Consider the following 23,291-nt stretch of genomic DNA (forward strand, 5'->3'; position numbering starts at 1 on the left):
CTTATTCATGAATTGAGAATTGCTTTAAAAACCGGACATCATTTGTATAGAAATGACGAATATCATCAATACCGTATTTCAGCATCGCAATGCGCTCAACACCCATTCCAAATGCAAAACCTGAATATTTCTTTGAATCGAATCCAGACATTTCAAGAACATTTGGATGTACCATTCCAGCGCCTAAGATTTCGATCCAGCCTGTTTTTTTGCAGATGTTACAGCCTTTGCCTCCGCATTTGAAGCAAGATACATCGACCTCAACAGAAGGTTCTGTGAAAGGGAAGAAGCTAGGACGCAGACGAATTTCTCTGTCGCTGCCAAACATCGCTTTTGCAAACACTTCAAGCGTTCCTTTTAAGTCACTCATACGGATATTTTCATCTACAACTAAGCCCTCAATCTGCATGAATTGATGAGAGTGTGTTGCATCATCATGGTCACGGCGGAACACTTTCCCTGGGCAGATAATTTTAACCGGCCCTTTGCCTTGGTGCTTTTCCATCGTCCTAGCCTGAACAGGAGATGTTTGAGTACGAAGCAAAATGTCTTCGGTAATATAGAAGGAATCTTGCATATCACGTGCAGGATGATCCTTCGGCAAGTTTAAGGCTTCAAAGTTATAGTAATCCTTTTCCACTTCTGGCCCTTCTGCCACTGTATAGCCCATCCCGATAAATAAATCTTCAATCTCTTCCACCACACGTGTTAGTGGATGATGATTTCCTGATTTAACAGGTCGTCCCGGCAATGTAACATCAATCGTTTCTGCAGCTAACTTTGCAGCAACAGCAGCTTCTTCAAGGTTTTTTTGCTTCGATTCGATAGCAGCAGCAATCGCATCTCGCACTTCATTTGCCAATGCACCCATTTTTGGACGCTCTTCAGCTGATAATTTTCCCATTCCTTTTAAAACTTCTGTTATTGGACCTTTTTTTCCTAAATAAGAAACCCGGATCTCATTTAGCTCTTTAAGATCACCTGCTGTGTTCACGCGTTCGAGAGCTTCAGTCTGCAACTCTTTTAAACGTTCTTGCATGTATAATAACCTCCTTTTTTTGGACAAACAAAAAAACCTAATCCCTATAAAGGGACGAGGTTTTGGTTCGCGGTACCACCCTTTTTAATACATGTAAACAGGGGAACCCGCGTATATGTATTCGCTTCATTGAGATAACGGCCAGATGCCGGTGCATCTTTACATAGCCAGATTGCTATGGTCCCGATGCCAACTCTGGAGGTGAATGTTCACTTGCATCCCTTTTAAAAACACTTGCAGTCAAGGTGTTTTCTCCCTAAAAAAGTTTCAGCAGGCTACTTTTCTCCGTCATTGTTTTTTACATATAATTTGTTGTTAATTATAGTACATTCTTTTACAACTTTCAAATCGTTTTAAGCAAATTTACTGCCCATTTCAAGAGCGTAAATGATACATTAAAATACCGGCAGCAATTGATACGTTTAAAGACTCACTCTTTCCGAAAATCGGGATATAGAGATTTTCATCTGTTTCAGCTAAAAGTTCCGGATTGACACCATTGCCTTCATTTCCGACTAATAGAGCGAAGACGTCACGTTTATCGATTTCTGTATATGGACGGCCATTTTCCAATGCAGTTCCGTACACGGCTGCACCCTGCTGTTTGAGCTTAGAAATCAATACACCAAGATCTTCCCCGATGATCGGCAGATGAAAGTGACTGCCTTGGGCTGAACGCAGAACTTTTGGATTGTACATATCGACACTGCCTTTTCCGATGAAAACAGCATCCATACCGGCTGCATCAGCTGTTCGGATCATTGTTCCTAAGTTGCCGGGATCCTGTACCGCATCAATTAAGAGAAACTTCCTTCCTTCTTCAAGAACGCTATCATATGTTTTCTGATCACAGACAGCAAAGATCCCTTGTGACGTTTCAGTATCAGAGAGCAGCTGAATGATCTCATTACTGACAACATTGACAGGGATATCTCCATAGTTCCATGCTGCGGGCAGTTCTACTTGTTCTCCCATTATGATTTCTGCAATGCTGCCGCTATTTAATGCTTCCTCGACAAGATGATAGCCTTCTACTAGAAAAGTAAGCGTCTTATCTCTCTCTTTTTTTGTCAAAAGTTTTTTCCACTGCTTAACCTTTTGATTTTGTGCAGAGTGAATATAGTTCACAGTGTTCTCTCCTTTTTCTAACATCAGTTTGTCTATTATAACGTAAATACCATACATAATAAATCGGAGAAAAGAAAAACTATGAACGTAATCATGAAATTGGAAGGAGTGTAAAAAAATGAACTTGAATCTGCGTAATGCCATTCTTCATAATGTTTCTGGAAACAATCAGGATGAATTAAAGGATACAATTGTTGATGCGATCCAAAATGGGGAAGAAAAAATGCTGCCTGGTCTTGGTGTTCTTTTTGAAGTCATCTGGAACAACTCTTCTGAGGAAGACAAACAGGAAATGCTGCACACGCTTGAAAGCGGCTTGAAATAAGAGAAGCTCTGTATACATGAGAAAAATCCGCAGACATGCATCTGCGGATTCTTTTTATCAATCAAATTTCAGGCTATTAACTGTATCTTCATCTAATCGCTTAATGACTTCTGCAATTAGTTTCACTGCATTCTCGTAATCGTCACGATGAAGCATTGCTGCATGTGAATGGATATATCTTGTCGCAATTGTAATGGATAAAGAAGGAACACCGTTATGTGTCAGGTGGATCGCACCTGAATCTGTTCCGCCTCCAGGCACAGCATCGAATTGATATGGAATATTCAGCTCATCTGCAGTGTTTGTTACAAGATCACGCAAGCCTTTATGTGATACCATGGATGCATCATAAAGGATAATTTGTGGTCCTTTGCCCATTTTGCTTAAAGCTTCTTTTTCTGTGATACCAGGTGTATCCCCAGCAATTCCAACATCTACGCCAAAACCGATATCAGGCTGGATCGTCTGTGCAGCTGTTCTTGCACCGCGCAAGCCAACTTCTTCTTGGACTGTTCCTACTCCGTATACCACGTTCGGATGCTCAGCATCTTTTAATTGTTTTAATACATCAATTGCAATTGCACAGCCAATGCGGTTATCCCAAGCTTTGGCAAGCAGCATTTTTTCGTTGTTCATCACTGTAAATTCAAAATAAGGAACAACCATGTCACCAGGCTTAACGCCCCACTCAGCTGCTTCGTCACGGCTTGTGGCACCAATATCAATAAACATATCTTTGATATCTACAGGCTTTTTACGTGCTTCAGCTGAAAGGATATGCGGTGGCTTTGAGCCGATTACACCCGTTACATCCCCTTTGTTTGTTACAATTGTGACTCTTTGGGCAAGCATAACTTGTGACCACCAGCCGCCAACTGTTTGGAAACGAAGAAAACCTTTGTCATCAATACTTGTAATCATGAAACCTACTTCATCTAAATGGCCGGCAACCATAATCTTTGGTCCGCCTTCTTTGCCTGTTTTCTTGGCAATTAAGCTTCCTAATCCATCAGTTGTTACTTCGTCTGCAAATGGAGTTATGTATTGTTTCATTACTTCGCGAACTTCACGCTCATTGCCTGGAATTCCTTTTGCATCTGTTAAATCCTTCAGCATGGTTAACGTTTCATCTAATTTAGCCATTATTTCGACTCCCTTAATATGTATTCCACTTCATTATACTAGACTGCCCTGTTAATGTGCAAAAATTCAGCTAATAATTTTCTTTTTGTCTTTCATAGTTTACTTCATTTTTTTCAAAATAAGCCTGTTCAATATCAGCGGCTGAAAAGCCAAGTAATTGGCCAAGCTGTAAATACACTAAGAAAAGCTTTTCGTAAGAATCCCGTGTTTTTTCTGCCCTGAACTGATGAATCTGTTCAAAAACAGCAAGAAATTGTTCATTTATGTCATTCTGATCAGCAGCTTCAATAACCGGAGCAACTGCTTCAAACTGAAGCTCTATTCCAAGTGATAAAATAAAATGAACTCCATCTACATATTCTTCAAGAATTGTTTCCTGGGCAGCTGCCGGCTTTACACTCCAAAACTTGAAGCAGCGTGTTTCATTTGCCAGTTCTCCAAGTTCTACCAGCAGAGCAAGCACTTTACGGTCAAATAGGTCTTCATTATTTAATTCATGTTTGGTCTCAATATGAGCATCCAGTTCTTTTTGCATGTTAAATAGTCTTTCAAAATTCATTCCAACACCATCCTATCTTGATCAATCACACATTGATTCTATATAAAAGAACCGATATATGATAAATTTTATAATAAATATAAAAAAGTTGAAACTTTTTTGAAGTTCATTCGTACTTAGTAGCAAATCGCATTTGGAGGGCTTGTTATGATGTGGCTGTTGCGTCTGTTGCTTTTAGCAATCATCATCTTTTTAATATACACTGCTGTTAAATATTTATTAAATCCAAAAAGAAAGCTTGAACTTGCCCATGAGCAGAAGCGTTATTATTTCTATGATGATGAAAATAACGTTCATAAGAATTTCTTAGTAACATATAAAGGAGTTCTTTTTGAAGGAGAGAAGTACTTAGGTACCACTGCGGCTTCTTTCGATGTTGTCTCGATTTTTGTATGGCCGCATAAAGTCACGGCTCTTAAGGGGCTTGTAAAAGAAGACTTCTTATTTATTGAAAAGAAAATTTCAGAGCAGTATCCTAGTGCAAAAATTGATTGGAAAAGTCCTGTTAAGGAATTTATGCAATAGGAAGACCTGTTGTTAACAAAAGGTAAACACGAATTTGTGTTTACCTTTTATTATGTTCTATTAAGAATTGTACTTTTATTTGCTGCTTATGTTGTCGGCAGCAGGTTTGATAATCGGTTTAGGCGCTGTTTAGAGGTTTCAATCAAGAACGCAATCTTAATAATTAAAGAAATAATCCTTTTAATTAAGCTTGAAAGTGTACTCAAATTGTATCCCTCCACATCTTTTTTAGTGTCCGGATGGTCCGACACTAACGTTAATATCTTCTAGTGCAGTATCCTTTATTCATTTTCCTTCTTAATAATCTGTGAACGGCCTTCCATTTGCGGCGGCTCCTCGAACCAGCCATACTTAATCTTGAGCTCGATCCCTTCCTGTGCATAAAAATAAACATCTTTTGCTAATAACATGGATTTCATCGCAAGATCATTTCTTAAGCTGAAAAAGCCGCCTGTTCCAGATCCAATAAGACCGAATCCATTAAGAATATAAATGCAGTGCATCATTAACTTATCTGAAAACGGCGGGACTGTTGAAGTCGTTACCGTGGCCCCTGACTTCGCTGACAGCTGAATATCTCCCTCCAAAAGTAATTCCTGCATTGCTTTTATTTGTTTCTTAGCGAGCTCCTTCCCTTTTATAAAGTATTTCTTTGCCTCTTTATTTTGTGCACATTGAGCAAACCCCATGATCAGCTGCATTCCAATATTATTCGCTTCAAGATTATGGTGAAGGATGCCAACCTCCAGATCATTTAAAGGCCTTTTATCACCTATTAACTTAAAACCTGCCATATAATTCTTATTTCGAATCACTTCCGTTTGTTTCGGTACCGTTACGAATGGCGGCGGAACCAAAATGCCTTTTTCAAGTAAATACGATGTGGATAGCTTATAGATTTTCTGAGTAACTGTAGTGAGTCCCTCATAAATTCCCATAACCTTTTTATTGTAGGTCATATTCATGCCAAGCGTGTAAAGGCCCATACTCACTTCCTTTAATATACGGACAAACATGATATCGAAGCCGTTATCGTATAATTTGGGAGCCTCCAGATTAACATCTTCTGAAGTAAATCCTATTGGTTTAACCATTCCTTGCTCAGAAAAAAGATTCTCCATTTCAGTCACATAGAAATTAAGCTCTTGCCATAACCCGCCAAGAATATTTCTGGCTTGAGGATCCTCTGCCTTTTCAATGAAATATTCCAAAAATCTCATAATTAGTGTTTTCTCTTGATAGGTCTGCCAAATGGAACCTATTTCCGAGACATTAAGCTTATTGGTTTGTACCATGCCATGTACCTCCTGAATCCTAAAAAATATCCCTACTATTAATTTGTCATTTATTTCTAGAATATCCAATAACGAAAATACGATACCCATTGTCAGGAGACTAATGAATCCTATTCAATCGAGATTTATCTAAATTGAAAAAGCACTTTCCGATTGGAAAGTGCCTAGTGGATGAAAACCAAATCATTATATGTTTATGCTGCTTCCTTAAAAAACTCCGTCCATTTAATCACGGTTACTTTTTCACGCAATAAATAACAAAGCAGGGTAATGACACCTATAATGACGATGATCATGGTCGGTGTAAATCTGCTGATAAACTGGCCAAACACGGTATAGAATACTGCAAGCGGAATATTTGCAATGACCGTAGCTTTTGCATACTGTGGAAAGCTTTTGCATTTTTCCATTATACAAAAGCTGATTAAATGATAATGGAGGAAAGGAACAAGCCTTAACACTGCCGCTTGGGATACGTTTATATTTCGGTATTCCCCAAACCAGCGTTTTTTTAATTTCGATAACTTTCCATGTGTGTTTGGCAGCCTATGAATTAAAAAGAAAAACAAAAAGCTGCTGAGGGTTAAGCCAATTAAGGAAAAAAGCGCACCAAAAACACTGCCAAACATCACTCCTCCTGCTACACAGACAAGCGGAACCGGAATAAAAAGAAACTGCCTTACAATATGAAAAAGAATAAATGCCATTGGAGCTAGAATTCCTGCGGTCTCCACCATCGTTAACAGTACCGCCACCTTATTTCACCCCTTCATTATGCTTAAATCATGATGTCTACTCTAGCATATGGGGAGAAATCAGCGGTTATGACAACTTGGATTAAGAAAGCGATCAGCCTACAGTATGTCCTATCTGATTCCCGCTGGATATGAAGTTAAATGATGTGCGGTAAAAAATATAAAATAACCAGCTGAATAATAGTAAGCAAGGGCAGACCTATTTTAAACTGTGTATGCTTTGTTTTATGCCTAAACATGTTCATGCCTACTGTCATCCCCGCTGCACCAAAGAATATGGCGACTGTCCATAGAGTTTTTTCACTGATTCGGTACTCCTGTTTGACCGCTTTGCGCTTATCGATCATCATGATCAGAAACCCGACGATGTTTATAGCAATAATAATGAATGCTGCTGAAATTAGTATCATACCTGTACCTGCTTCTCTTTCGTTTTAAGTTGAGTATACGTTCTAAAAGTATAAAAAGCCATTCTCATGAAAGAGAATGGCTTTTTTAGAAGCAATTACTTGCTTAAGTTTTGTTTTGCAACTGCAGCTAATTCAGCAAATGCTTTTTCGTCAGCGATCGCTAATTCAGCTAGCATTTTGCGGTTTACTTCGATGCCTGCAAGCTTTAAGCCATGCATTAAACGGCTGTAAGAAAGACCATTCATGCGAGCTGCTGCGTTGATACGAGTAACCCATAGTTTACGGAAGTCGCGCTTTTTCTGGCGACGGTCACGGTAAGCATACATTAAAGATTTCATAACCTGCTGGTTAGCAACTTTGTATAATGTATGTTTTGAACCGAAATAACCTTTAGCTAATTTTATAACTTTTTTACGACGTTTGCGAGTAACAGTACCGCCTTTTACACGTGGCATTAAATTTCCCTCCTAATATCGGATATTACTTAAGATTTACTAATAAGTTACGGATGCGCTTGTAATCGCCTGAAGAAACAAGAGTTCCTTTACGAAGTTTACGCTTTTGCTTTTGAGATTTATTCGCGAACATGTGGCTTCTGTAAGCGTGAGAACGCTTCAGCTTACCAGAACCTGTTCTTTTGAAACGCTTTGCAGCGCCGCGGTGAGTTTTCATTTTTGGCATTTGGAATTCCTCCTCTTACTTGTCGTTTTTCGGTGCTAGCACCATGAACATGCTACGGCCATCCATTTTAGGATGTGATTCTACCGTTCCAACTTCAGAGCAAGCCTCTGCAAATCGGACGAGAACGCGCTGGCCGATTTCTTTATGTGTAATTGCACGACCTTTGAAACGAATCGATGCCTTTACTTTATCGCCTTTTTCAAGGAATTTAATCGCATTGCGAAGCTTTGTATTAAAGTCATGCTCTTCAATCGTAGGACTTAGACGCACTTCTTTAATACTGATGATCTTTTGATTTTTACGCGCTTCTTTCTCTTTCTTCTGCTGTTCGAATTTAAATTTGCCATAGTCCATAATACGGCCAACTGGCGGTTTTGCATTCGGTGCAACAAGCACAAGATCAAGATTTACACGAGCAGCAATCTCAAGTGCTTCATTTTTAGACTTGATTCCTAATTGCTCGCCATTCTGGTCAATGAGACGAATTTCGCGGGCGCGAATACCCTCGTTTAACAACATATCTTTGCTAATAGTTAGACACCTCCAAGGTTTAATCGGAACACAATGTTTGGGTCAAGATTGATTTGATCAGTAGCTTTGTTGGGGCAAGACGTATTCTTTAGCTCCACCATACTGTCGAATTCTGAAAGAAGCTGCTAGCTGCACCGGATCAAAGCTAAATGGGCAATAAAAAAAGTGCGGATGAAAACACCCACACTTACGTATATAAACAAAAAATGTTCACGTAAAACCTGCCAACTGCTATTTGCGTCAATCAGGTGAGAAGCGGGTGCTTCTTCTTTTCCTCAAACAGTATTCAATTTCCTTAGATACTATATCACAAAAGACAATAGGCTGTCAAACTGTCGTTTTTATTTCAACGAAGAAAATGATATCAAAATAATAGGGATTTGGCAATATAAATTTTGTAATTTCTTTTTCACATGAAAAAATAGGGGTGATTTCCACTGCATGGCACTCGCTTTCCGCGGGTGAGAGGTGAGCTTCCTCGGCGCTGCGCGCCTGTGGGATCTCACCTTTCTCACTTCTCCCGCAGGAGTCTCGTGCCATTCCGTTTCAATCAATTGGCGTATTGCTAAAATTCTCTTTTTGACAAAGCAATTAATAACTGAACTTTTATCTCTTAACTTCTTTTGTAATATTCTCCAAGAAGTCTGCAAAGGAGATGGTTTCTGATTTTTGTTCGCCGTATTTGCGGACGTTGACTGCTTTTTCAGTTACTTCATTGTCTCCGACTACTAGCATATATGGTGTTTTTTGCATTTGGGCTTCACGGATTTTATAGCCGATTTTTTCATTGCGGTCATCAAGCTGGACACGCAATCCTTGTGCCTGAAGCTGTTCTTGCACTTCTTTTGCATAGTCGAAGTGCACTTCTGGTGAAACTGGGATCACCTGAACTTGTACAGGAGCGAGCCATGTAGGGAACGCACCTTTGTATTCTTCAATTAAGAACGCTACAAAACGTTCCATTGTTGATACAACACCGCGGTGGATAACGACCGGACGATGCGGTTTCCCGTCTTCACCAACATATGTTAAATCAAAACGCTCTGGAAGTAGGAAGTCAAGCTGAACTGTTGATAATGTTTCATCCTTGCCAAGAGCTGTTTTCACCTGTACATCAAGCTTAGGACCGTAGAATGCCGCTTCTCCTTCAGCTTCAAAGTAGTCAAGGCCGATTTCATCCATTGCTTCTTTCAGCATTGCCTGTGCCTTTTCCCACATATCGTCATCATCAAAATACTTCTCCGTATCCTGAGGATCACGGTAGGATAAACGGAAAGAGTAATCATTTATGTCAAAGTCTTTGTATACTTCTAAAATTAAATGAACAACACGCTTGAATTCTTCCTTGATTTGATCAGGACGCACAAAGATATGAGCATCATTCAATGTCATTCCGCGCACACGCTGAAGACCTGAAAGAGCACCTGACATTTCATAGCGATGCATTGTTCCTAATTCTGCAATACGGATTGGCAATTCGCGATAGCTGTGAATGCCATTTTTGTATACCATCATATGGTGCGGACAGTTCATTGGGCGAAGCACAAGCTGTTCGTTGTCCATTTCCATCACAGGGAACATGTCTTCCTGATAATGATCCCAGTGACCAGATGTTTTATATAAATCAACGCTTCCCATGATTGGTGTATACACATGGTCATAGCCTAGGCGTTCTTCTTTGTCGACAATATAACGTTCAATGTTGCGGCGGATGGTTGCACCTTTAGGGAGCCACATCGGCAAACCTTGTCCAACTTTTTGAGAAGTCATGAACAAGTTTAACTCTTTCCCAATCTTACGGTGATCACGCTCTTTTGCCTCTTCAAGCAAGCGAAGATGCTCAGCCAGATCTTCCTTTTTAAAGAAAGCTGTTCCATAAATACGCTGAAGCATTTTGTTATCGCTGTTTCCGCGCCAGTATGCACCTGCAATGCTCAGGAGCTTAAACTCTTTTAGCTTTCCTGTTGACGGAACGTGGACACCTCGGCATAGGTCAAAGAAATCTCCCTGCTCATAGATTGTTACCTTTTCGTCTGCCGGAATGGCTTCAATAAGCTCTAGCTTATATTCATCGCCGATCTCCTTATAAAGAGCGATCGCTTCATCACGGCTGACTTCTTTACGGACGATATCGATGTTTTCATTGATGATTTTCTTCATTTCTTTTTCAATTACCGGCAGATCTTCTGGTGTTAATGATTCTTCAATGTCCACATCATAGTAAAAGCCGCCTTCAATAACTGGACCAACACCAAGCTTCACGTTTTTATATAGACGTTTAATCGCTTGAGCCATTAAGTGAGCCGAACTGTGGCGCAATACTTCAAGCGCTTCCGGAGAATCATTCGTTACGATTTCAACCGCTGCATCTCCTTCAATTTCTCTGCGGAGATCGTACATTTCTCCGTTCACCTTGCCAGCGATTGCCTTTTTCTTCAGCCCTGGGCTGATGGACGCTGCAATTTCCTCAGTTGTTACACCATTGGCAAATTCTTTAATTGCACCGTCTGGAAATGAAATTTTAATCATTTCAGTCATCGTCTTTTCCTCCTAATGAATGGTAAAAGTTATGTTTTTCAGAAAAATAAAAAAACCCGTCCCTAAAAAAGGGACGAGTTATTATATACACGTGGTTCCACCCTACTTCTCATTTTCCCCATAGGAAAAAATGACTTGTAGAAAATAACGGATGTAATCCGCCAGCCCATTTCCTGGCCGGAGCTCGATAGGTGGTAAGTATCCGATCTATGCTAGGAAGGTTGCAGCCGTGCCTTCCCTCTCTTCAAACAAGAAAAGAATACCCATGTCCTTGTCATAACTTTTGCTGTATTAATGTAATATGTACGTATTATAGCTTTTTTACAGCAAAAAAATCAAGGGCATCCTCAGTAAATTTTTCTAAACAAAACTGCAGGTTGTGTCTTCCTAATTAATTTCACGTTTTTGTCCGCTTAATTCCTGCATGTCCTTACAGGTTTGGAAAGCAGAAACCGGTTTAATTGTCACCCGTTCTTCAAAAATATTCGAGATTGTCCGTACTAAAGGAAGTTCCTCATCATCACAATACAAATAAACTGTCTGCGGTGCGATGGATAAGAGCGGTGCAATCGTTGCCGAGTCGACATAAACAGGATGATGAAAGAGAAGCTTCCTGTCTATAAGGGCCCGCAGCTCGGTATTTCGAATCTCAATCAGGCTTTCATCATAAAAAAAGACCCCTTTATTCATCAGCACATGAATCTCTTCGAACTTTGCCTGGCGTTTTGCGAGGAACTCACGCAGCATTTGCACAAACATTTGGTATTCCTGCTCCATTTTGTATTCATCAATTGAAATTTCGATATACTTGACCAGCTGATCCATAAATGAGCGCATTCTAAATTTCACAAAAGAGTCAAAGGAGAAGTTGATGTCTGGCTGTATCATCTGGTGAATATCTTTTCTGACACTTTCCTTCACATTGCGGTCAGGGACAAAAGAAGAAAGGTCCTCTCGATTGCCTTCAATAATAGATTGAGCTATCTCTATAATCTGATGCTGTTCTTCCTCATCGTGATAATAATATTGATCTATTAAAATAGTGCGAAACCAGTCCTCCATCTTGCTTTCTATGACAAACTCATAAAAAGCATCTTTCAGCAAGTGTATCGAAATTTCAGCTTCATGAAAAAATTGCAGCTTACCTATATGGTGATCTTCATATCGAAGGTGAATTTGATCAGTACAGCCTGAAGCGGTCAGCAAATTTTGAAGCAGTGTATGTAAACGTAATGCATCCTTCTTACTTCGGAAAATGATTTCGATCAACCAAATCCCCCCTTAAAAGAAATCTCTACCTTTCGCTTCCCCTGCATAGTGAATAACTAAACAGGTGCAAGGTTTCCTTTAATGTATATGGGGGACATGTCTAAATTAGAAGCAGAAATGTGATTAGCAGATTCAACTAATTATTGATAGATGGATTTTGAGGAAAAAAAAGCCGTTCAAGTTAAAATCAAGCAGATTTTTGCTGTATTTGTGAGACTTTGAATAAAATATCTTTTTTACTGATGAAAAAGAAGAAAAAAGCTGTGCTATTCTCATTGAGACAGCCGTGATATCCACCGTTATTTTGATTTATCCGCCGTTTAAATTTTTTATCTGCCAAAAATACGGATTTATCCGCCAAACTTCAAAAAACAAAAAAAACCGCCTGTTCTAAACAGGCAGTCCAAAAATATCATCTTCTTCTATTCGGACCTTCAACCAAAACAGGCTCAGATAAAAATTTAATCCGTTCCATAATGCGGCGCGCCTTCATCCGTTCTTCTTCACCGCGCTGTGTATAGGATAAATGATGTTCAAGTTCTTTTAAATCAAAGTTTGAAGTGAAAAATGTCGGCAGGTTCTCAAGCATACGGAATTGAAGCAGTGGTCCAAGAACTTCATCCCTTGTCCAGCTTGACATCGTTTCGGCACCAATATCATCAAACATAAGAACGTTAGCCCGTTTAATAGCTTCCATTTTATCATTTAATGTTGAATCACCTATAGAGCTCTTCATTTCCCTGAATAATTCTGGAACGTATACGATCATCGAAGAGACCCCTTGATTTGCGAGCGCGTTTGCTATTGCACCTAACAAGTATGATTTTCCTACACCAAATTGTCCGTAAAAATAAAGGCCCTTTTGAGAAGGGTTTTTACTATAATTTGTTATAAAAGTAACAGCTTTGTCTACTGCATCAGCTCGATATACGTCATCATGCAAATCTTTAAATTTCGCATGCAATATATCCTTTGGCACATACAAGCTTTTTATTAAGCTTTCGTTTTTGCGCTTTTCATCGTGAATCACTTTACGCGGGCATTTATCATACTTAATATCTATCAGGCCTCTTGTGATGACTAGCTCAGGATGATAGCCTTGCATAAAGTTAATGCATCCTTCAAGATTTGGACATTTGTTGCATTCTTTACTAAGCTTCGAATACTCATAAAGCTTAATAAGACTTCTGTTCACCATATCTTCCGTTAATTCATGCTGATGCTCAATTAGAAAAGCCTTTATATCTGGATGATTTAGTGTATCTGCCCGCTGCTGTTCATATCTTTTTTTAAAGTCCTGGTTGCCAGTGAGCCTCTTTAATGTATCATTAATGTTCTCCATTTTTACTCACCACCCGAATGCAGTTTCTTTAAAGCTTCCTGCATTTTTTTCTTTTTCTTTTCCATTTCTTCATCCTGACCTTCATTCGCGGTTTTTACATCCCCGCCATCGTTATCAAACCAATCAGGCAAAAGTTCAGAGCGAATTGGCTGTTTTTTCGACGTTCTTTTGCTCGTCTTATTTCCCCCAGCCCATTCTAAATATTGTCTATGTTCGTTTTTCGCCAGCTCCATCGCATCTTTTGCCCTTTTTACTTGCTTGCGGGCCCAATGGCTGGCAATCTTCTCCACATATGACTTCGTAAGCTTCATATCTGTTTTTAACATAACATATTGTATAAGCACATTCACAACAGCCGGCAGCAGTTTTTGCTGAAAAAGAACGTCCTCAATTATTTTCAAGTCGCCTTTGGAGGGCTCGGCTCCTCCAGACAGATCCTTCAATAATTGTCTCGGAGAAGTCGTTTCTAAGTATAATATGAGCTCATCCTCTTTGGATGCTGGTGCTGATTGTGCTGTACGTTGTGCTGCTGGCTGTGTACGGTCCAGTAAGGACGGCAGCTGGTCATTGTGCTGAAATTGATACCAATCTCTCGCAGACTTTCGCAATTCTTCAATATTGATATCATTATTTTCGGTAAGCGCACTTATCATAACATTTTTCATCTGCAATACATCTATATCATATAAAAAAGCTAGATTACTAATGGCTAGTTTAACTTTTTTCGTTAAGGCATTTTTGGGTACCAGCGATTCATTTAGTCCAGCCATGAGGAGATCAAAGTCAAATGTATCTATGCTAATCTGAATGCCGTCTGATTCATCTCTTCCCATAAAGACCGCATCTTCCTGCAAATCATGCTCCTCATATTGTGTTAACCCTTGATGGCCTGACATATAAACATCTTGGAACGACTTTGTTGCCTCTGTGTACCCTTCCTGCGAATGTACCGCTTTATCGGAAAAGAACCGCTTTAAGCGTGCATATTGAGTTTTCCCGACTTTTTTAAATAAGTATATATTCAGCATGCCATCTAGAAAGAATTGCTGTGGCGATAAGGGCGGCTGCAGTTCGTATATGAAAGAGCGTATGTCGTCCTCTTTTTTTATAAAAACCTTTAATAATCCCATGCCTTCAAGCTTTGCCCTTGCCTCGTATATTTCTTTCAGCCCCAGACCCATTGTTGTCATCAGGTAATGATGGGTGCTTGACTCCGACCAGATTCGATTTTCCTCCACTTCTGCCCATAGCGTCATATAAAGACTTAGACAGGTGGAACCAATCAGCGGCTGGTATAAGAGTGTCATAATTTTTCTGTCGTATTCATGCAGCAGTCCGCCAGCGGCCACGGCATATCGATCAATCGGTATCAGTTCTGTCCAATGCTGGGCCAATTGTATTCAACCTCACTTCATTATAGAGAAAATCCTTTTTATAGCCTTAACTTGCAAAAAAAGAGCCAGAGATTCTACCATACACTCTTAGGCTCTGACACTCTATTGCTCTTTTTTAATTAATTCCTTTAATTCATCGATAAAAACATTAATGTCTTTAAATTGTCTATAGACTGAGGCAAAACGAACATAGGCGACATCGTCCACCTTGGCGAGCCTGTCCATCACCATTTCTCCAACCTCGTCACTTTTGATCTCTGACACGCCGTTGCTGCGCAGCTCTGCTTCTACCTCTGCAGTAATCGCTTCGAGCTCCTTAAGTGCAACAGGCCGTTTCTCACAAGCCTTAATCAATCCGCGCAGTATTTTCTCCCGGCTGAACTCTTCTCTCGTGCCTTCCTTTTTTACGACAACAAGCGGTATTTCTTCCACTTTTTCAAATGTCGTAAAGCGATAGTGGCATTGCTCACATTCCCGTCTTCTTCGGATGGATCTTCCGTCATCCACCGGCCTGGAGTCGAGCACACGGGTATTATTATTGTGGCATGAAGGACATTTCATACAATCAACTCCCGATTAACGATCAATTTTTTCCTTAAGCTTATCTTATAAAAAAGAAGTTGTCAGTACAAGCACTTGTCACTTGTTTCCGTACCTTCCTGCTCCAATAAATTCAAATTCATTGTTTATAGCATCATATAAAGACAGCAGTTCTTTTTTTAGCGTTGGATAAATGCCTAGCGGTGACGACTGTTCAGTTGAAATAGTAATATCAACTGCTGTTTCTAACGGCATAAGTCCTGTAACGGTAATCACAGCAAAACACTTTTTTACGCCATTTAGCTCTGCCGCTATTTCTCCATGCTCTCTTGAAGAGCTGATGATTCTCAAATTTTGTTTCCTGCGCAGTAATTGTTCCAGCAATTGAAATAATTCAGATGAATTTTTTTTATAATATCTCGTTTGCAGACTTGGATCCAAGTGATGATCATTTGTTTCACACTGCTTCTCAAATCTGCCCATTATTGGACGTAAAATCGGCATTTTATTTCCTCCATGATGTACATATATCTCTATTGTACTATTTTTTTGGAGAAAATTAAAAGGAGTGCATCTTATGCACTCCTGAGATTTCATTCGTTGTTTAAATTAAAGTACATTTGCTTTTGATTGCTTCACTTGAACAGGACCCATTCCACGAGGCAGTTCAATGTTTTCGCTAGCACTAGCACCCAGCGACTCTGCAATATGCTCAGCAGCAATGTTAGGATCAAGATCTCCGCAAGTATAAACATCAATGCTTGCATAGCCATGCTCAGGAAAGCTATGAATCGTTAAATGTGACTCAGAGATAATAACAACTCCGCTCACACCTTGTGGAGCAAATTTATGAAATGCCACCTCACGAATTTCAGCACCTGACTTTAATGCAGCATTTACAAACGTCTGTTCAATATACTCCATATCATTTAACTTTTCAAAATCGCATCCCCATAGTTCAGAGATTACGTGACGACCCATTGTTTCCATATTCAATTTCCCCCTTTACGTTAATAAAATGAAATTCTAAGTTCATATTGACGTACTACTACCACGGGGGAAAGTTAGTCCGGAGAGGTCCTAACCCTTTAAGTAGTGATCAACCGCCATTACTTTAGAAGTTCACGATGATTAGTATACTTTGTTTATTATTTTTTTGCAACAAAAGGATTAAATATTTTATTTGCAAATTTTCAGGGAAACAGACACACTTTTTCAGCTTCCATTCGCATTTATAACATCCGCCTGGAAATGACAAAGTGAATCAATTCTTACTATTGCCCGACCAAGCAGAGATATACACCAAAGTAAAAATGAACTCATTGCGCCTGATGATGTCTGCTAGTATGGTTACTGGAAGTTCCATGGATTATAAAAAGGTATTTACGGAAGGAGACGCAGCTTATTTCATTCTAAATCGCAAAAAAAATCCCACTCTGCATGAAACAGAATAGGATCTTCGTCTTTCTTTTTACATGATTAACTTACCTTGATGTTCTCTATCTCAACAAGCTGCATGGCCACGTGTTTTGCCAGATCTACAACTCGGCAGGAATAGCCCCATTCGTTGTCGTACCAGGCCAGCACTTTTACTTTATTTTCACCTATTACCATTGTCGACAAGCTATCAATAATCGCCGAATGTTCATTTGTATTAAAATCAACTGAAACTAAGGGTTCATCTGTAATTGCAAGAATACCCTGTAACTCATTGTCTGCAGCCTGTGCGAATGCTGCGTTGATTTCATCAATCGTCACTTCCTTTTGCAGATCCACTACAAGGTCAACAAGTGACACGTTTGGAGTTGGCACTCTTAGAGCCATGCCGTGTATTCTTCCTTCTAATTGCGGCAGCACTAAAGATAGTGCTTTCGCAGCGCCTGTAGAGGTTGGGATGATTGATTGTCCGCAAGCACGTGCACGACGTAGGTCCTTATGTGGATTATCAATATTTTTCTGATCATTTGTATAAGCATGAACAGTTGTCATTAAACCATTAATAATGCCAAAACGCTGATCAAGCACCTTTACTACCGGAGCAAGGCAATTTGTTGTACAAGAAGCATTTGAAATAATATCATGCTCTTCAATATTTAATACGCTTTCATTTACACCCATCACAATTGTTACATCCTCATTCTTCCCAGGTGCTGTTAAAATGACCTTCTTGGCGCCAGCATCAAGATGAAGACTTGCCTTATCACGAGAATTAAATTTACCTGTCGCTTCAATGACTATGTCGATCGCAAGTTCATTCCAAGGAAGCTGCAGGGGATCTCTGCTGTTTAATAATATTATTCTTTTGCCATTAACAATTAAAGCATTTTCCTCTGTTTGGATAGTTCCCTCAAAGGTTCCGTGATTCGTATCGTATTTAAGTAAATGTGCTAACGTTTCAGCAGGATAACTAGCATTGATCGCTGCAATTTCAAGATTATGATCAAGGATCGCCTTTCTAAAAACCATTCTCCCAATTCTGCCAAATCCATTAATCGCTATTCTCGCCGTCATATGATGTGATGACCCCTTTCAAATTAATGTTATACTTATTAATTTGCTAATCTTCAATTAGTATAACATATATCAAACTAAATGCGATATATTAAATAACACATTTAAGGAATATCATTTACATTCATATGCATATAAGACCGATTTCTTTCTCTCTTCCATTTTTCAAACAAAAAAACCTTGCATGACGATATGCAAGGTACGTAAGATGTAAACTAAAATTATTTGGTGTCAGTGACGATTCGTTATTCCCACTTTTTCAATAATGAGAGTAATTGATGTTGAGTCTCTTCAATGGTTCCATTGTTGTAAATGATGTCATCCGCAAGCTTCTTTTTATCCGCCAGCGGCAATTGTGAACGTATACGTGCTATTGCTTCATCTTCAGTAAGCTTGTTTCTTGCCATAAGACGTGCTAATTGCGTCTGTTCATCAACATAAATTAACAAAGTCTGATCCGCCAGGTATTCCAGCTTACTTTCAAAAAGAAGAGGAATATCAAGGATAATCAGTGATTCTCCTTTTTGAATCGCAGCCTCTTTTTTCTGCAGCATCTGTTGGCGTACGGCTGGATGCACAATGCTATTAAGCTTTAAACGCTGTTCTTCTTCTTGAAAAATAATGGACCCTAACTTCGCTCTGTCAATTTCTTCTGTTTCGTTAAGTATATCCTCACCAAAATGACGCACAATTTCTTCATAAGCTTCTGTCCCTTTTTCAACTGCTAAACGAGCTTCTATATCTGCATCGATCACCGTAAATCCCATTTGTTTCAACATGGAAGAAACTGTACTTTTCCCACTGGCTATTCCGCCAGTTAATCCAATTACAAGTGACATGTTAAATCCTTTCTCCTATATTTTCCAAACACCTATAATAATCAGCAATAGACCAGGCAAAAATGAAAAGCGCTGAATAAATAGGCTGTTGGAAAATATTGCACCGATTTTAAGTCCAAACAGAACAAAGAGAGAACTCATAACAGCTACCGCTAATGCAAGCAAGTAAGGTGAATATCCAAGCAGAGCCGCTCCAATTCCAGCTCCAAATGCATCAAGTGAAAGAGCAAGCCCCAGCAGGATCGCTTCAATTCCCACAATCGTTCCTGACTTATCAAAATCGGCTGACATAGGTTTCTTTAAAATATGAACCACAAGACCAAGTGATTTGATTTCAAAATTAACAATGGTTTTTTCATGAGGAAGCAAGTCCTTATCCTTCTCTTTTTCCGGCCGGAAAAACTGATATAGTACCCAGCAGCCAAGAGCAATGAGAATGATTCCGCCAATTTGGTCAGCCGCATGAGGCGACAAAAATTCAACAATAATATGCCCAAGCCCCATCGCGATAAAAAGAGTGACCGCCGAACAGCAAGCAATAATCACGATAGACTTTATAGGAATTTTCATTTTCCTTAATCCATAAGTTAAGCCAACACTAAAACTATCCAAGCTTACCGCGAACGCAAGCAATAGAAGTGTAAATGAATACGACATATGATAGAGCTCCTTCCTGTCAATCGCTAGGATAGTATATGGAAGAAGCCCATCCAGTGTTAATAAGAAATGCGGAAGGCGCTTGTTCAGGGGCGACAATGACCTCGAGCCCCTAACGCCTGCAGCTGGACACTACGAAATGCGGAAGCGCCTTGTTCAGCCCCGACAAGCATAAGACGAGCCAGACAGAAGGTCGTTCTTTGACCTTTGGCTGGATTGGCTTATGACCTCGAGGGGCTAGGCGCTGAAGCTGGACACTACGAAATGCAGATGCACCTTGCCTATTCTCTTTTTTGGCAGGTTGGGCAAAAAACAGTGCCTCTGCCGCCGGTAATGATTCTTTCTAGGGCAGTTCCGCATATTTTACATGGTTCGCCTTTTCTGCCATACACGAATAAATCGAGCTGGAACATTCCGATTTGCCCTTGTGAATTAATGTATGAACGGATGGTGCTGCCGCCCTTCTCGACTGCATCTTCTAGGGTACGGTTTATTTCAGTATGAATGCGAGCAATTTCTTCTTCATTTAATGTATTGGCTACTCTCTCAGGATGAATATTCGCTCGAAATAACGTTTCATCTACATAAATGTTCCCAAGGCCCACCACTGTTTTTTGATCAAGCAAGACCGTTTTTACATGCCTTGCTGTTTTAGCAAATCTTGCGGCTAATAAATCAGGTGTAAAAGACTCTGTCATTGGCTCTGGTCCAAGCTGTGAAAGAGGAAGATATTGAAAAACCTCCTCCTTTTTATATAAATGCATCGTCCCAAATTTACGGACGTCTTTATACCTTAGCTCAGTATCATCGGTAAAATGAAAAATCACATGTGTATGTTTATCAACTGGCTCATCGCTTTGCGTTAATGCGTATTTCCCTTCCATTCGCAGATGAGAAATCAGTGCCAGACCTTCTGTATATAGTATTAAAAACTTCCCTCTTCTGCCTATGTCAATAAAGGATTGACCAATTAGCGCATCCTTGAACTGAGACAGCTCTTCTGGAAACTTAATTATTTTTGGCCAAAATACAGAAACATCTTTAATTTCTTTTCCGATAATCAGCTCTTTCAGTGTTCTGCGAACTGTTTCAACCTCTGGCAATTCTGGCATCTCTTATCACCTGCATCTTTTGCTTAGTTTTTATTATTTTGCATCAAACCATGTTGGACCAAAGGAGAAGTCCACTTTCAAAGGCACTTTTAGTTCTACCGTGTTTTCCATAACCTCTGGAACGATTTTAGAAAGCAATTCAATTTCATCTTTTGGTGCTTCAAAAATCAATTCATCGTGTACTTGAAGCAAAAGACGAGATTTTGCATTTTCTTTTTCTAATCTGGCAGCCATGTCAATCATTGCTTTTTTGATGATATCTGCTGCACTGCCTTGAATTGGTGTATTCATAGCCGTTCTCTCAGCAAAGCTGCGCAGATTAAAGTTCCTGCTTGTGATTTCAGGCAGATATCTTCGTCGCTGCAGAAGTGTTGTAACGAAGCCTTTTTGCTTCGCATCATAAACGATATCTTCCATATATTGTTTTACTCCAGGATAGCTTTCCAGATAGCGTTCTATAAATTGACCCGCTTCCTTTCTTGTAATCCCGAGGCTTTGAGATAGTCCGTAATCACTTATTCCGTATACGATGCCAAAGTTAACCGCTTTAGCATGGCGGCGCATATTAGAGGTAACATCTTCTGCTTCCACATGAAAAACTTCCATTGCTGTTTTCGTATGAATATCAAGATCTTCTCTAAAAGCAGAGATCAGTTTCTCATCATCAGCAATATGAGCCAGCACTCTTAGCTCAATTTGAGAATAATCAGCTGCAAAGATCACCCAGTCTTGCTCAGAAGGAATAAAGGCTTGTCTAATTTTTCTGCCTTCCTCCAGACGAATCGGGATATTTTGCAGGTTAGGATCCGTGGAACTGAGCCTGCCTGTTTGCGTGAGCGCCTGATTAAATCTTGTATGCACCTTTTCAGATTCATTATTCACAACTTTTAATAAGCCTTCAATATAGGTGGACTGCAGTTTGCCAAGCTGGCGATAATGTAATATTTCACGAATAATTTCATGATCTGCTTCCAGTTTTTCAAGAACATCTGCAGACGTAGAATATCCTGTTTTTGTCTTTTTAATTACCGGCAGGCCAAGCTTATCAAACAAAATAACGCCAAGCTGTTTTGGAGAATTGATATTAAAGGCTTCACCGGCTAAGGCAAAGATGTTTTTTTCAATCTCATCCAACTTTAATATGATTTCTTTTCCCATTTCTTTTAGGCGGTTCAAATCCACCTGAATTCCAAATGACTCCATGTCAGCAAGAATAAGGGATAAGGGCATTTCCAGATTGTAAAAAAGATCGGATTGCTTATTTTCTTCAAGCTCATCAATCAGCTGATTCTTTAAGGAATCCAGCACTAACGCTTTCCGCACAAGATGCTCGGCCAATTGTTCCGTTTCCGGCACTTTGCGCTTTGCGCCTTTCCCATAGAAAATTTCATCCGATTGAATAGCTGAATATCCGTGCTTTTTGGCAACTGATGCAACATCTTCAATCGTTTCAGATGGATCAATGATATAAGTCGCTAAAAGCAGATCAAAGTCAACACCCTTTAGGTGGATGCCATGATGACGAAGTGATACTTCCGAACGCTTAGCATCATAAACGGTTTTCTTCTTATCAGGGTCTTCCGCCCACTTTTTAAACAGTTCAGACTGCAAGGCAGCTTCCTTGCTGATAAAGTAGCTTCCTGATTCATTTACAATTGAAAAACCTGTGATATCAGCATAATGGTAATTATCTTCTAGTATCTCTACATAAAAAGCACTGTGATCTGTCAGCATCTCTTGTTCAATTTTCTCGACAATTGTATACGAAATTTCCGCTAAGCTTTCTTCCTCGGCATCCTCATCGGCAACACCAAGCTTGTCCAGCAGGGAATTAAAGCCTAGTTCCTTATATAAACTTTTAACTTGGTCTAGTTCATATCCTTTATAATGCAAATCCTGCAGAGATACTTCAACTGGTGCTTCCCTAGTAATGGTGGCCAGCTGTTTGCTCATGATCGCTTGGTCCTTATGTTGTTCAAGCTTTTCTTTTAGCTTGGCACCACTTACTTGATCGATCGACTTCAGCAGGTCTTCAAGAGTTCCAAATTCTTTTAAAAGTTTTAGCGCCGTTTTTTCACCGACTCCTGGAACACCGGGTATATTATCTGAACTATCTCCCATTAGTCCCTTCATATCAATAATTCTATCCGCTGTAATCCCATACTTTTCTTCAATATGTGCGGGTGTATACTCTTCAATTTCGGTAATTCCTTTTTTCGTTATCGCAACGGTTGTGTTTTCGGAGCTTAATTGTGTTAAATCTTTATCTCCAGAAATCACTTTCACTTCAAAGCCTTCCTTTTCCGCCTGAAGTGAAAGGGTACCGATAATATCATCGGCTTCATAGTTTTCTAATTCATAGCGGGAGATGCTATAGCGATCCAGCAGTTCTCTTATAAATGGAAACTGTTCTGACAGCTCTGGCGGCGTTTTCTGTCTTCCGCCTTTATATTCGCTGAATGTCTGATGGCGAAAGGTCGTCTTTCCAGCATCAAAGGCGACAAGAATATGTGAAGGTTTTTCATCCTCTAATATTCTTGTCAGCATCATTGTAAAGCCATATATAGCATTGGTATGTACACCTTTATCATTGTTTAGGAGCGGCAGTGCAAAAAACGCACGATAAGCGATGCTATTGCCGTCAATGAGAACAAGCTTATTTTTCGTCATCCTTTTCTTCCTCCCGTATTTTTTTCTG

The 23,291-nt window shown here is 39.7% G+C and carries 25 protein-coding genes and 2 other annotated features; of the genes, 3 read left to right on the forward strand and 22 right to left on the reverse strand.

What is annotated here, in order from left to right; all coding sequences use genetic code 11:
- Position 1: 1 nt before the first annotated feature.
- On the reverse strand, positions 2-1,039 hold the full coding sequence (pheS, locus tag J1899_RS16620) for a phenylalanine--tRNA ligase subunit alpha (RefSeq protein WP_214475333.1): 1,038 nt from the start codon (positions 1,037-1,039) through the stop codon (positions 2-4).
- 47 nt (positions 1,040-1,086) lie between these two features.
- Positions 1,087-1,340 (reverse strand) — a binding site (T-box leader).
- Positions 1,341-1,414: 74 nt separating this feature from the next.
- Positions 1,415-2,167, reverse strand: a complete 753-nt coding sequence (locus J1899_RS16625; protein ID WP_214475335.1) for a TrmH family RNA methyltransferase — start codon at positions 2,165-2,167, stop codon at positions 1,415-1,417.
- Between the two features lie 118 nt (positions 2,168-2,285).
- Between J1899_RS16625 and sspI the strand changes: the two genes are divergently transcribed.
- Positions 2,286-2,492: a small acid-soluble spore protein SspI gene (gene sspI / locus J1899_RS16630; protein WP_066443070.1), complete on the forward strand. Its 207-nt coding sequence runs from the start codon at positions 2,286-2,288 to the stop codon at positions 2,490-2,492.
- A gap of 57 nt (positions 2,493-2,549) precedes the next feature.
- Here the strand turns inward: sspI and J1899_RS16635 are convergent, their stop codons facing one another.
- Both J1899_RS16635 and J1899_RS16640 read right to left on the reverse strand, forming a co-directional pair.
- On the reverse strand, positions 2,550-3,635 hold the full coding sequence (locus tag J1899_RS16635) for a M42 family metallopeptidase (protein WP_066443069.1): 1,086 nt from the start codon (positions 3,633-3,635) through the stop codon (positions 2,550-2,552).
- Between the two features lie 70 nt (positions 3,636-3,705).
- Positions 3,706-4,194, reverse strand: a complete 489-nt coding sequence (locus J1899_RS16640) for a dUTP diphosphatase (protein WP_214475337.1) — start codon at positions 4,192-4,194, stop codon at positions 3,706-3,708.
- A gap of 147 nt (positions 4,195-4,341) precedes the next feature.
- On the opposite strand from J1899_RS16640, the gene J1899_RS16645 reads away from it, so the two are divergent.
- Complete coding sequence (locus J1899_RS16645) at positions 4,342-4,719, forward strand: sigma-w pathway protein ysdB (protein WP_066443067.1); 378 nt, start codon at positions 4,342-4,344, stop codon at positions 4,717-4,719.
- Between the two features lie 281 nt (positions 4,720-5,000).
- Here J1899_RS16645 and J1899_RS16650 read toward each other — a convergent pair whose 3' ends face one another.
- The 13 genes from J1899_RS16650 to speD all read right to left on the reverse strand — a co-directional run bounded on the left by J1899_RS16650 (position 5,001) and on the right by speD (position 16,464).
- Positions 5,001-6,014 carry a DUF3231 family protein gene (locus tag J1899_RS16650; protein WP_214475339.1) on the reverse strand — a complete coding sequence of 338 codons (1,014 nt, stop codon included), beginning with the start codon at positions 6,012-6,014 and terminating at the stop codon, positions 5,001-5,003.
- A 194-nt stretch (positions 6,015-6,208) separates the two neighbouring features.
- Positions 6,209-6,769 carry a TVP38/TMEM64 family protein gene (locus tag J1899_RS16655; protein WP_246586505.1) on the reverse strand — a complete coding sequence of 187 codons (561 nt, stop codon included), beginning with the start codon at positions 6,767-6,769 and terminating at the stop codon, positions 6,209-6,211.
- A gap of 137 nt (positions 6,770-6,906) precedes the next feature.
- The gene (locus J1899_RS16660) at positions 6,907-7,179 is read right to left on the reverse strand and encodes a DUF1294 domain-containing protein (protein ID WP_214475341.1); all 273 of its coding nucleotides are present in this window, start codon (positions 7,177-7,179) and stop codon (positions 6,907-6,909) included.
- Between the two features lie 95 nt (positions 7,180-7,274).
- Positions 7,275-7,634, reverse strand: a complete 360-nt coding sequence (rplT, locus tag J1899_RS16665; protein ID WP_066443064.1) for a 50S ribosomal protein L20 — start codon at positions 7,632-7,634, stop codon at positions 7,275-7,277.
- A gap of 25 nt (positions 7,635-7,659) precedes the next feature.
- On the reverse strand, positions 7,660-7,860 hold the full coding sequence (gene rpmI / locus J1899_RS16670; protein WP_009333215.1) for a 50S ribosomal protein L35: 201 nt from the start codon (positions 7,858-7,860) through the stop codon (positions 7,660-7,662).
- A 15-nt stretch (positions 7,861-7,875) separates the two neighbouring features.
- Complete coding sequence (gene infC, locus J1899_RS16675; protein WP_066443063.1) at positions 7,876-8,379, reverse strand: translation initiation factor IF-3; 504 nt, start codon at positions 8,377-8,379, stop codon at positions 7,876-7,878.
- 165 nt (positions 8,380-8,544) lie between these two features.
- Positions 8,545-8,668: a sequence feature (ribosomal protein L20 leader region), on the reverse strand.
- Positions 8,669-8,997: 329 nt separating this feature from the next.
- Complete coding sequence (gene thrS, locus J1899_RS16680) at positions 8,998-10,929, reverse strand: threonine--tRNA ligase (protein ID WP_214475343.1); 1,932 nt, start codon at positions 10,927-10,929, stop codon at positions 8,998-9,000.
- A 387-nt stretch (positions 10,930-11,316) separates the two neighbouring features.
- Positions 11,317-12,198 carry a putative sporulation protein YtxC gene (gene ytxC / locus J1899_RS16685; protein ID WP_214475344.1) on the reverse strand — a complete coding sequence of 294 codons (882 nt, stop codon included), beginning with the start codon at positions 12,196-12,198 and terminating at the stop codon, positions 11,317-11,319.
- Between the two features lie 412 nt (positions 12,199-12,610).
- Positions 12,611-13,540 (reverse strand): primosomal protein DnaI, encoded by a 930-nt coding sequence (dnaI, locus tag J1899_RS16690; RefSeq protein WP_066443060.1) that lies wholly within the window; start codon positions 13,538-13,540, stop codon positions 12,611-12,613.
- 2 nt (positions 13,541-13,542) lie between these two features.
- Positions 13,543-14,934, reverse strand: a complete 1,392-nt coding sequence (locus J1899_RS16695; protein ID WP_066443059.1) for a replication initiation and membrane attachment family protein — start codon at positions 14,932-14,934, stop codon at positions 13,543-13,545.
- A 102-nt stretch (positions 14,935-15,036) separates the two neighbouring features.
- Entirely contained in the window at positions 15,037-15,495 is a 459-nt protein-coding gene (nrdR, locus tag J1899_RS16700; RefSeq protein WP_066443058.1) for a transcriptional regulator NrdR, read from the reverse strand.
- Positions 15,496-15,573: 78 nt separating this feature from the next.
- Complete coding sequence (locus J1899_RS16705; RefSeq protein WP_066443057.1) at positions 15,574-15,978, reverse strand: hypothetical protein; 405 nt, start codon at positions 15,976-15,978, stop codon at positions 15,574-15,576.
- 105 nt (positions 15,979-16,083) lie between these two features.
- Entirely contained in the window at positions 16,084-16,464 is a 381-nt protein-coding gene (gene speD, locus J1899_RS16710) for an adenosylmethionine decarboxylase (RefSeq protein WP_066443056.1), read from the reverse strand.
- A 269-nt stretch (positions 16,465-16,733) separates the two neighbouring features.
- Between speD and J1899_RS16715 the strand changes: the two genes are divergently transcribed.
- Positions 16,734-16,928 carry a hypothetical protein gene (locus J1899_RS16715; RefSeq protein WP_066443055.1) on the forward strand — a complete coding sequence of 65 codons (195 nt, stop codon included), beginning with the start codon at positions 16,734-16,736 and terminating at the stop codon, positions 16,926-16,928.
- 25 nt (positions 16,929-16,953) lie between these two features.
- On the opposite strand, the gene J1899_RS16720 is transcribed toward J1899_RS16715, so the two are convergent.
- The 5 genes from J1899_RS16720 to polA form a co-directional block, all read right to left on the reverse strand.
- Positions 16,954-17,985 carry a glyceraldehyde-3-phosphate dehydrogenase gene (locus tag J1899_RS16720; protein WP_066443054.1) on the reverse strand — a complete coding sequence of 344 codons (1,032 nt, stop codon included), beginning with the start codon at positions 17,983-17,985 and terminating at the stop codon, positions 16,954-16,956.
- Positions 17,986-18,230: 245 nt separating this feature from the next.
- Positions 18,231-18,824 (reverse strand): dephospho-CoA kinase, encoded by a 594-nt coding sequence (gene coaE / locus J1899_RS16725; protein ID WP_214475345.1) that lies wholly within the window; start codon positions 18,822-18,824, stop codon positions 18,231-18,233.
- A gap of 15 nt (positions 18,825-18,839) precedes the next feature.
- A complete protein-coding gene (ytaF, locus tag J1899_RS16730) occupies positions 18,840-19,481 on the reverse strand; it encodes a sporulation membrane protein YtaF (protein WP_066443052.1) in 642 nt (213 codons plus the stop codon).
- Positions 19,482-19,762: 281 nt separating this feature from the next.
- Positions 19,763-20,593 carry a DNA-formamidopyrimidine glycosylase gene (mutM, locus tag J1899_RS16735; RefSeq protein ID WP_214475347.1) on the reverse strand — a complete coding sequence of 277 codons (831 nt, stop codon included), beginning with the start codon at positions 20,591-20,593 and terminating at the stop codon, positions 19,763-19,765.
- A 33-nt stretch (positions 20,594-20,626) separates the two neighbouring features.
- A complete protein-coding gene (gene polA, locus J1899_RS16740) occupies positions 20,627-23,263 on the reverse strand; it encodes a DNA polymerase I (RefSeq protein WP_214475349.1) in 2,637 nt (878 codons plus the stop codon).
- Positions 23,264-23,291: the final 28 nt, after the last annotated feature.

It is taken from the genome of Cytobacillus gottheilii (assembly GCF_018582665.1).
Lineage (GTDB): Bacteria > Bacillota > Bacilli > Bacillales > Cytobacillaceae > Cytobacillus > Cytobacillus gottheilii.

Bases quoted from the DNA above. Each gene is read 5' to 3' on its own strand.
- pheS (WP_214475333.1), bottom strand. From the start codon at position 1,039: ATGCAAGAACGTTTAAAAGAGTTGCAGACTGAAGCTCTCGAACGCGTG.
- sspI (WP_066443070.1), top strand. From the start codon at position 2,286: ATGAACTTGAATCTGCGTAATGCCATTCTTCATAATGTTTCTGGAAAC.
- J1899_RS16635 (WP_066443069.1), bottom strand. From the start codon at position 3,635: ATGGCTAAATTAGATGAAACGTTAACCATGCTGAAGGATTTAACAGAT.
- J1899_RS16640 (WP_214475337.1), bottom strand. From the start codon at position 4,194: ATGAATTTTGAAAGACTATTTAACATGCAAAAAGAACTGGATGCTCAT.
- J1899_RS16645 (WP_066443067.1), top strand. From the start codon at position 4,342: ATGATGTGGCTGTTGCGTCTGTTGCTTTTAGCAATCATCATCTTTTTA.
- J1899_RS16650 (WP_214475339.1), bottom strand. From the start codon at position 6,014: ATGGTACAAACCAATAAGCTTAATGTCTCGGAAATAGGTTCCATTTGG.
- J1899_RS16660 (WP_214475341.1), bottom strand. From the start codon at position 7,179: ATGATACTAATTTCAGCAGCATTCATTATTATTGCTATAAACATCGTC.
- rplT (WP_066443064.1), bottom strand. From the start codon at position 7,634: ATGCCACGTGTAAAAGGCGGTACTGTTACTCGCAAACGTCGTAAAAAA.
- rpmI (WP_009333215.1), bottom strand. From the start codon at position 7,860: ATGCCAAAAATGAAAACTCACCGCGGCGCTGCAAAGCGTTTCAAAAGA.
- infC (WP_066443063.1), bottom strand. From the start codon at position 8,379: ATGTTGTTAAACGAGGGTATTCGCGCCCGCGAAATTCGTCTCATTGAC.
- thrS (WP_214475343.1), bottom strand. From the start codon at position 10,929: ATGACTGAAATGATTAAAATTTCATTTCCAGACGGTGCAATTAAAGAA.
- dnaI (WP_066443060.1), bottom strand. From the start codon at position 13,540: ATGGAGAACATTAATGATACATTAAAGAGGCTCACTGGCAACCAGGAC.
- nrdR (WP_066443058.1), bottom strand. From the start codon at position 15,495: ATGAAATGTCCTTCATGCCACAATAATAATACCCGTGTGCTCGACTCC.
- J1899_RS16705 (WP_066443057.1), bottom strand. From the start codon at position 15,978: ATGCCGATTTTACGTCCAATAATGGGCAGATTTGAGAAGCAGTGTGAA.
- speD (WP_066443056.1), bottom strand. From the start codon at position 16,464: ATGGAAACAATGGGTCGTCACGTAATCTCTGAACTATGGGGATGCGAT.
- J1899_RS16720 (WP_066443054.1), bottom strand. From the start codon at position 17,985: ATGACGGCGAGAATAGCGATTAATGGATTTGGCAGAATTGGGAGAATG.
- coaE (WP_214475345.1), bottom strand. From the start codon at position 18,824: ATGTCACTTGTAATTGGATTAACTGGCGGAATAGCCAGTGGGAAAAGT.
- ytaF (WP_066443052.1), bottom strand. From the start codon at position 19,481: ATGTCGTATTCATTTACACTTCTATTGCTTGCGTTCGCGGTAAGCTTG.
- mutM (WP_214475347.1), bottom strand. From the start codon at position 20,593: ATGCCAGAATTGCCAGAGGTTGAAACAGTTCGCAGAACACTGAAAGAG.
- polA (WP_214475349.1), bottom strand. From the start codon at position 23,263: ATGACGAAAAATAAGCTTGTTCTCATTGACGGCAATAGCATCGCTTAT.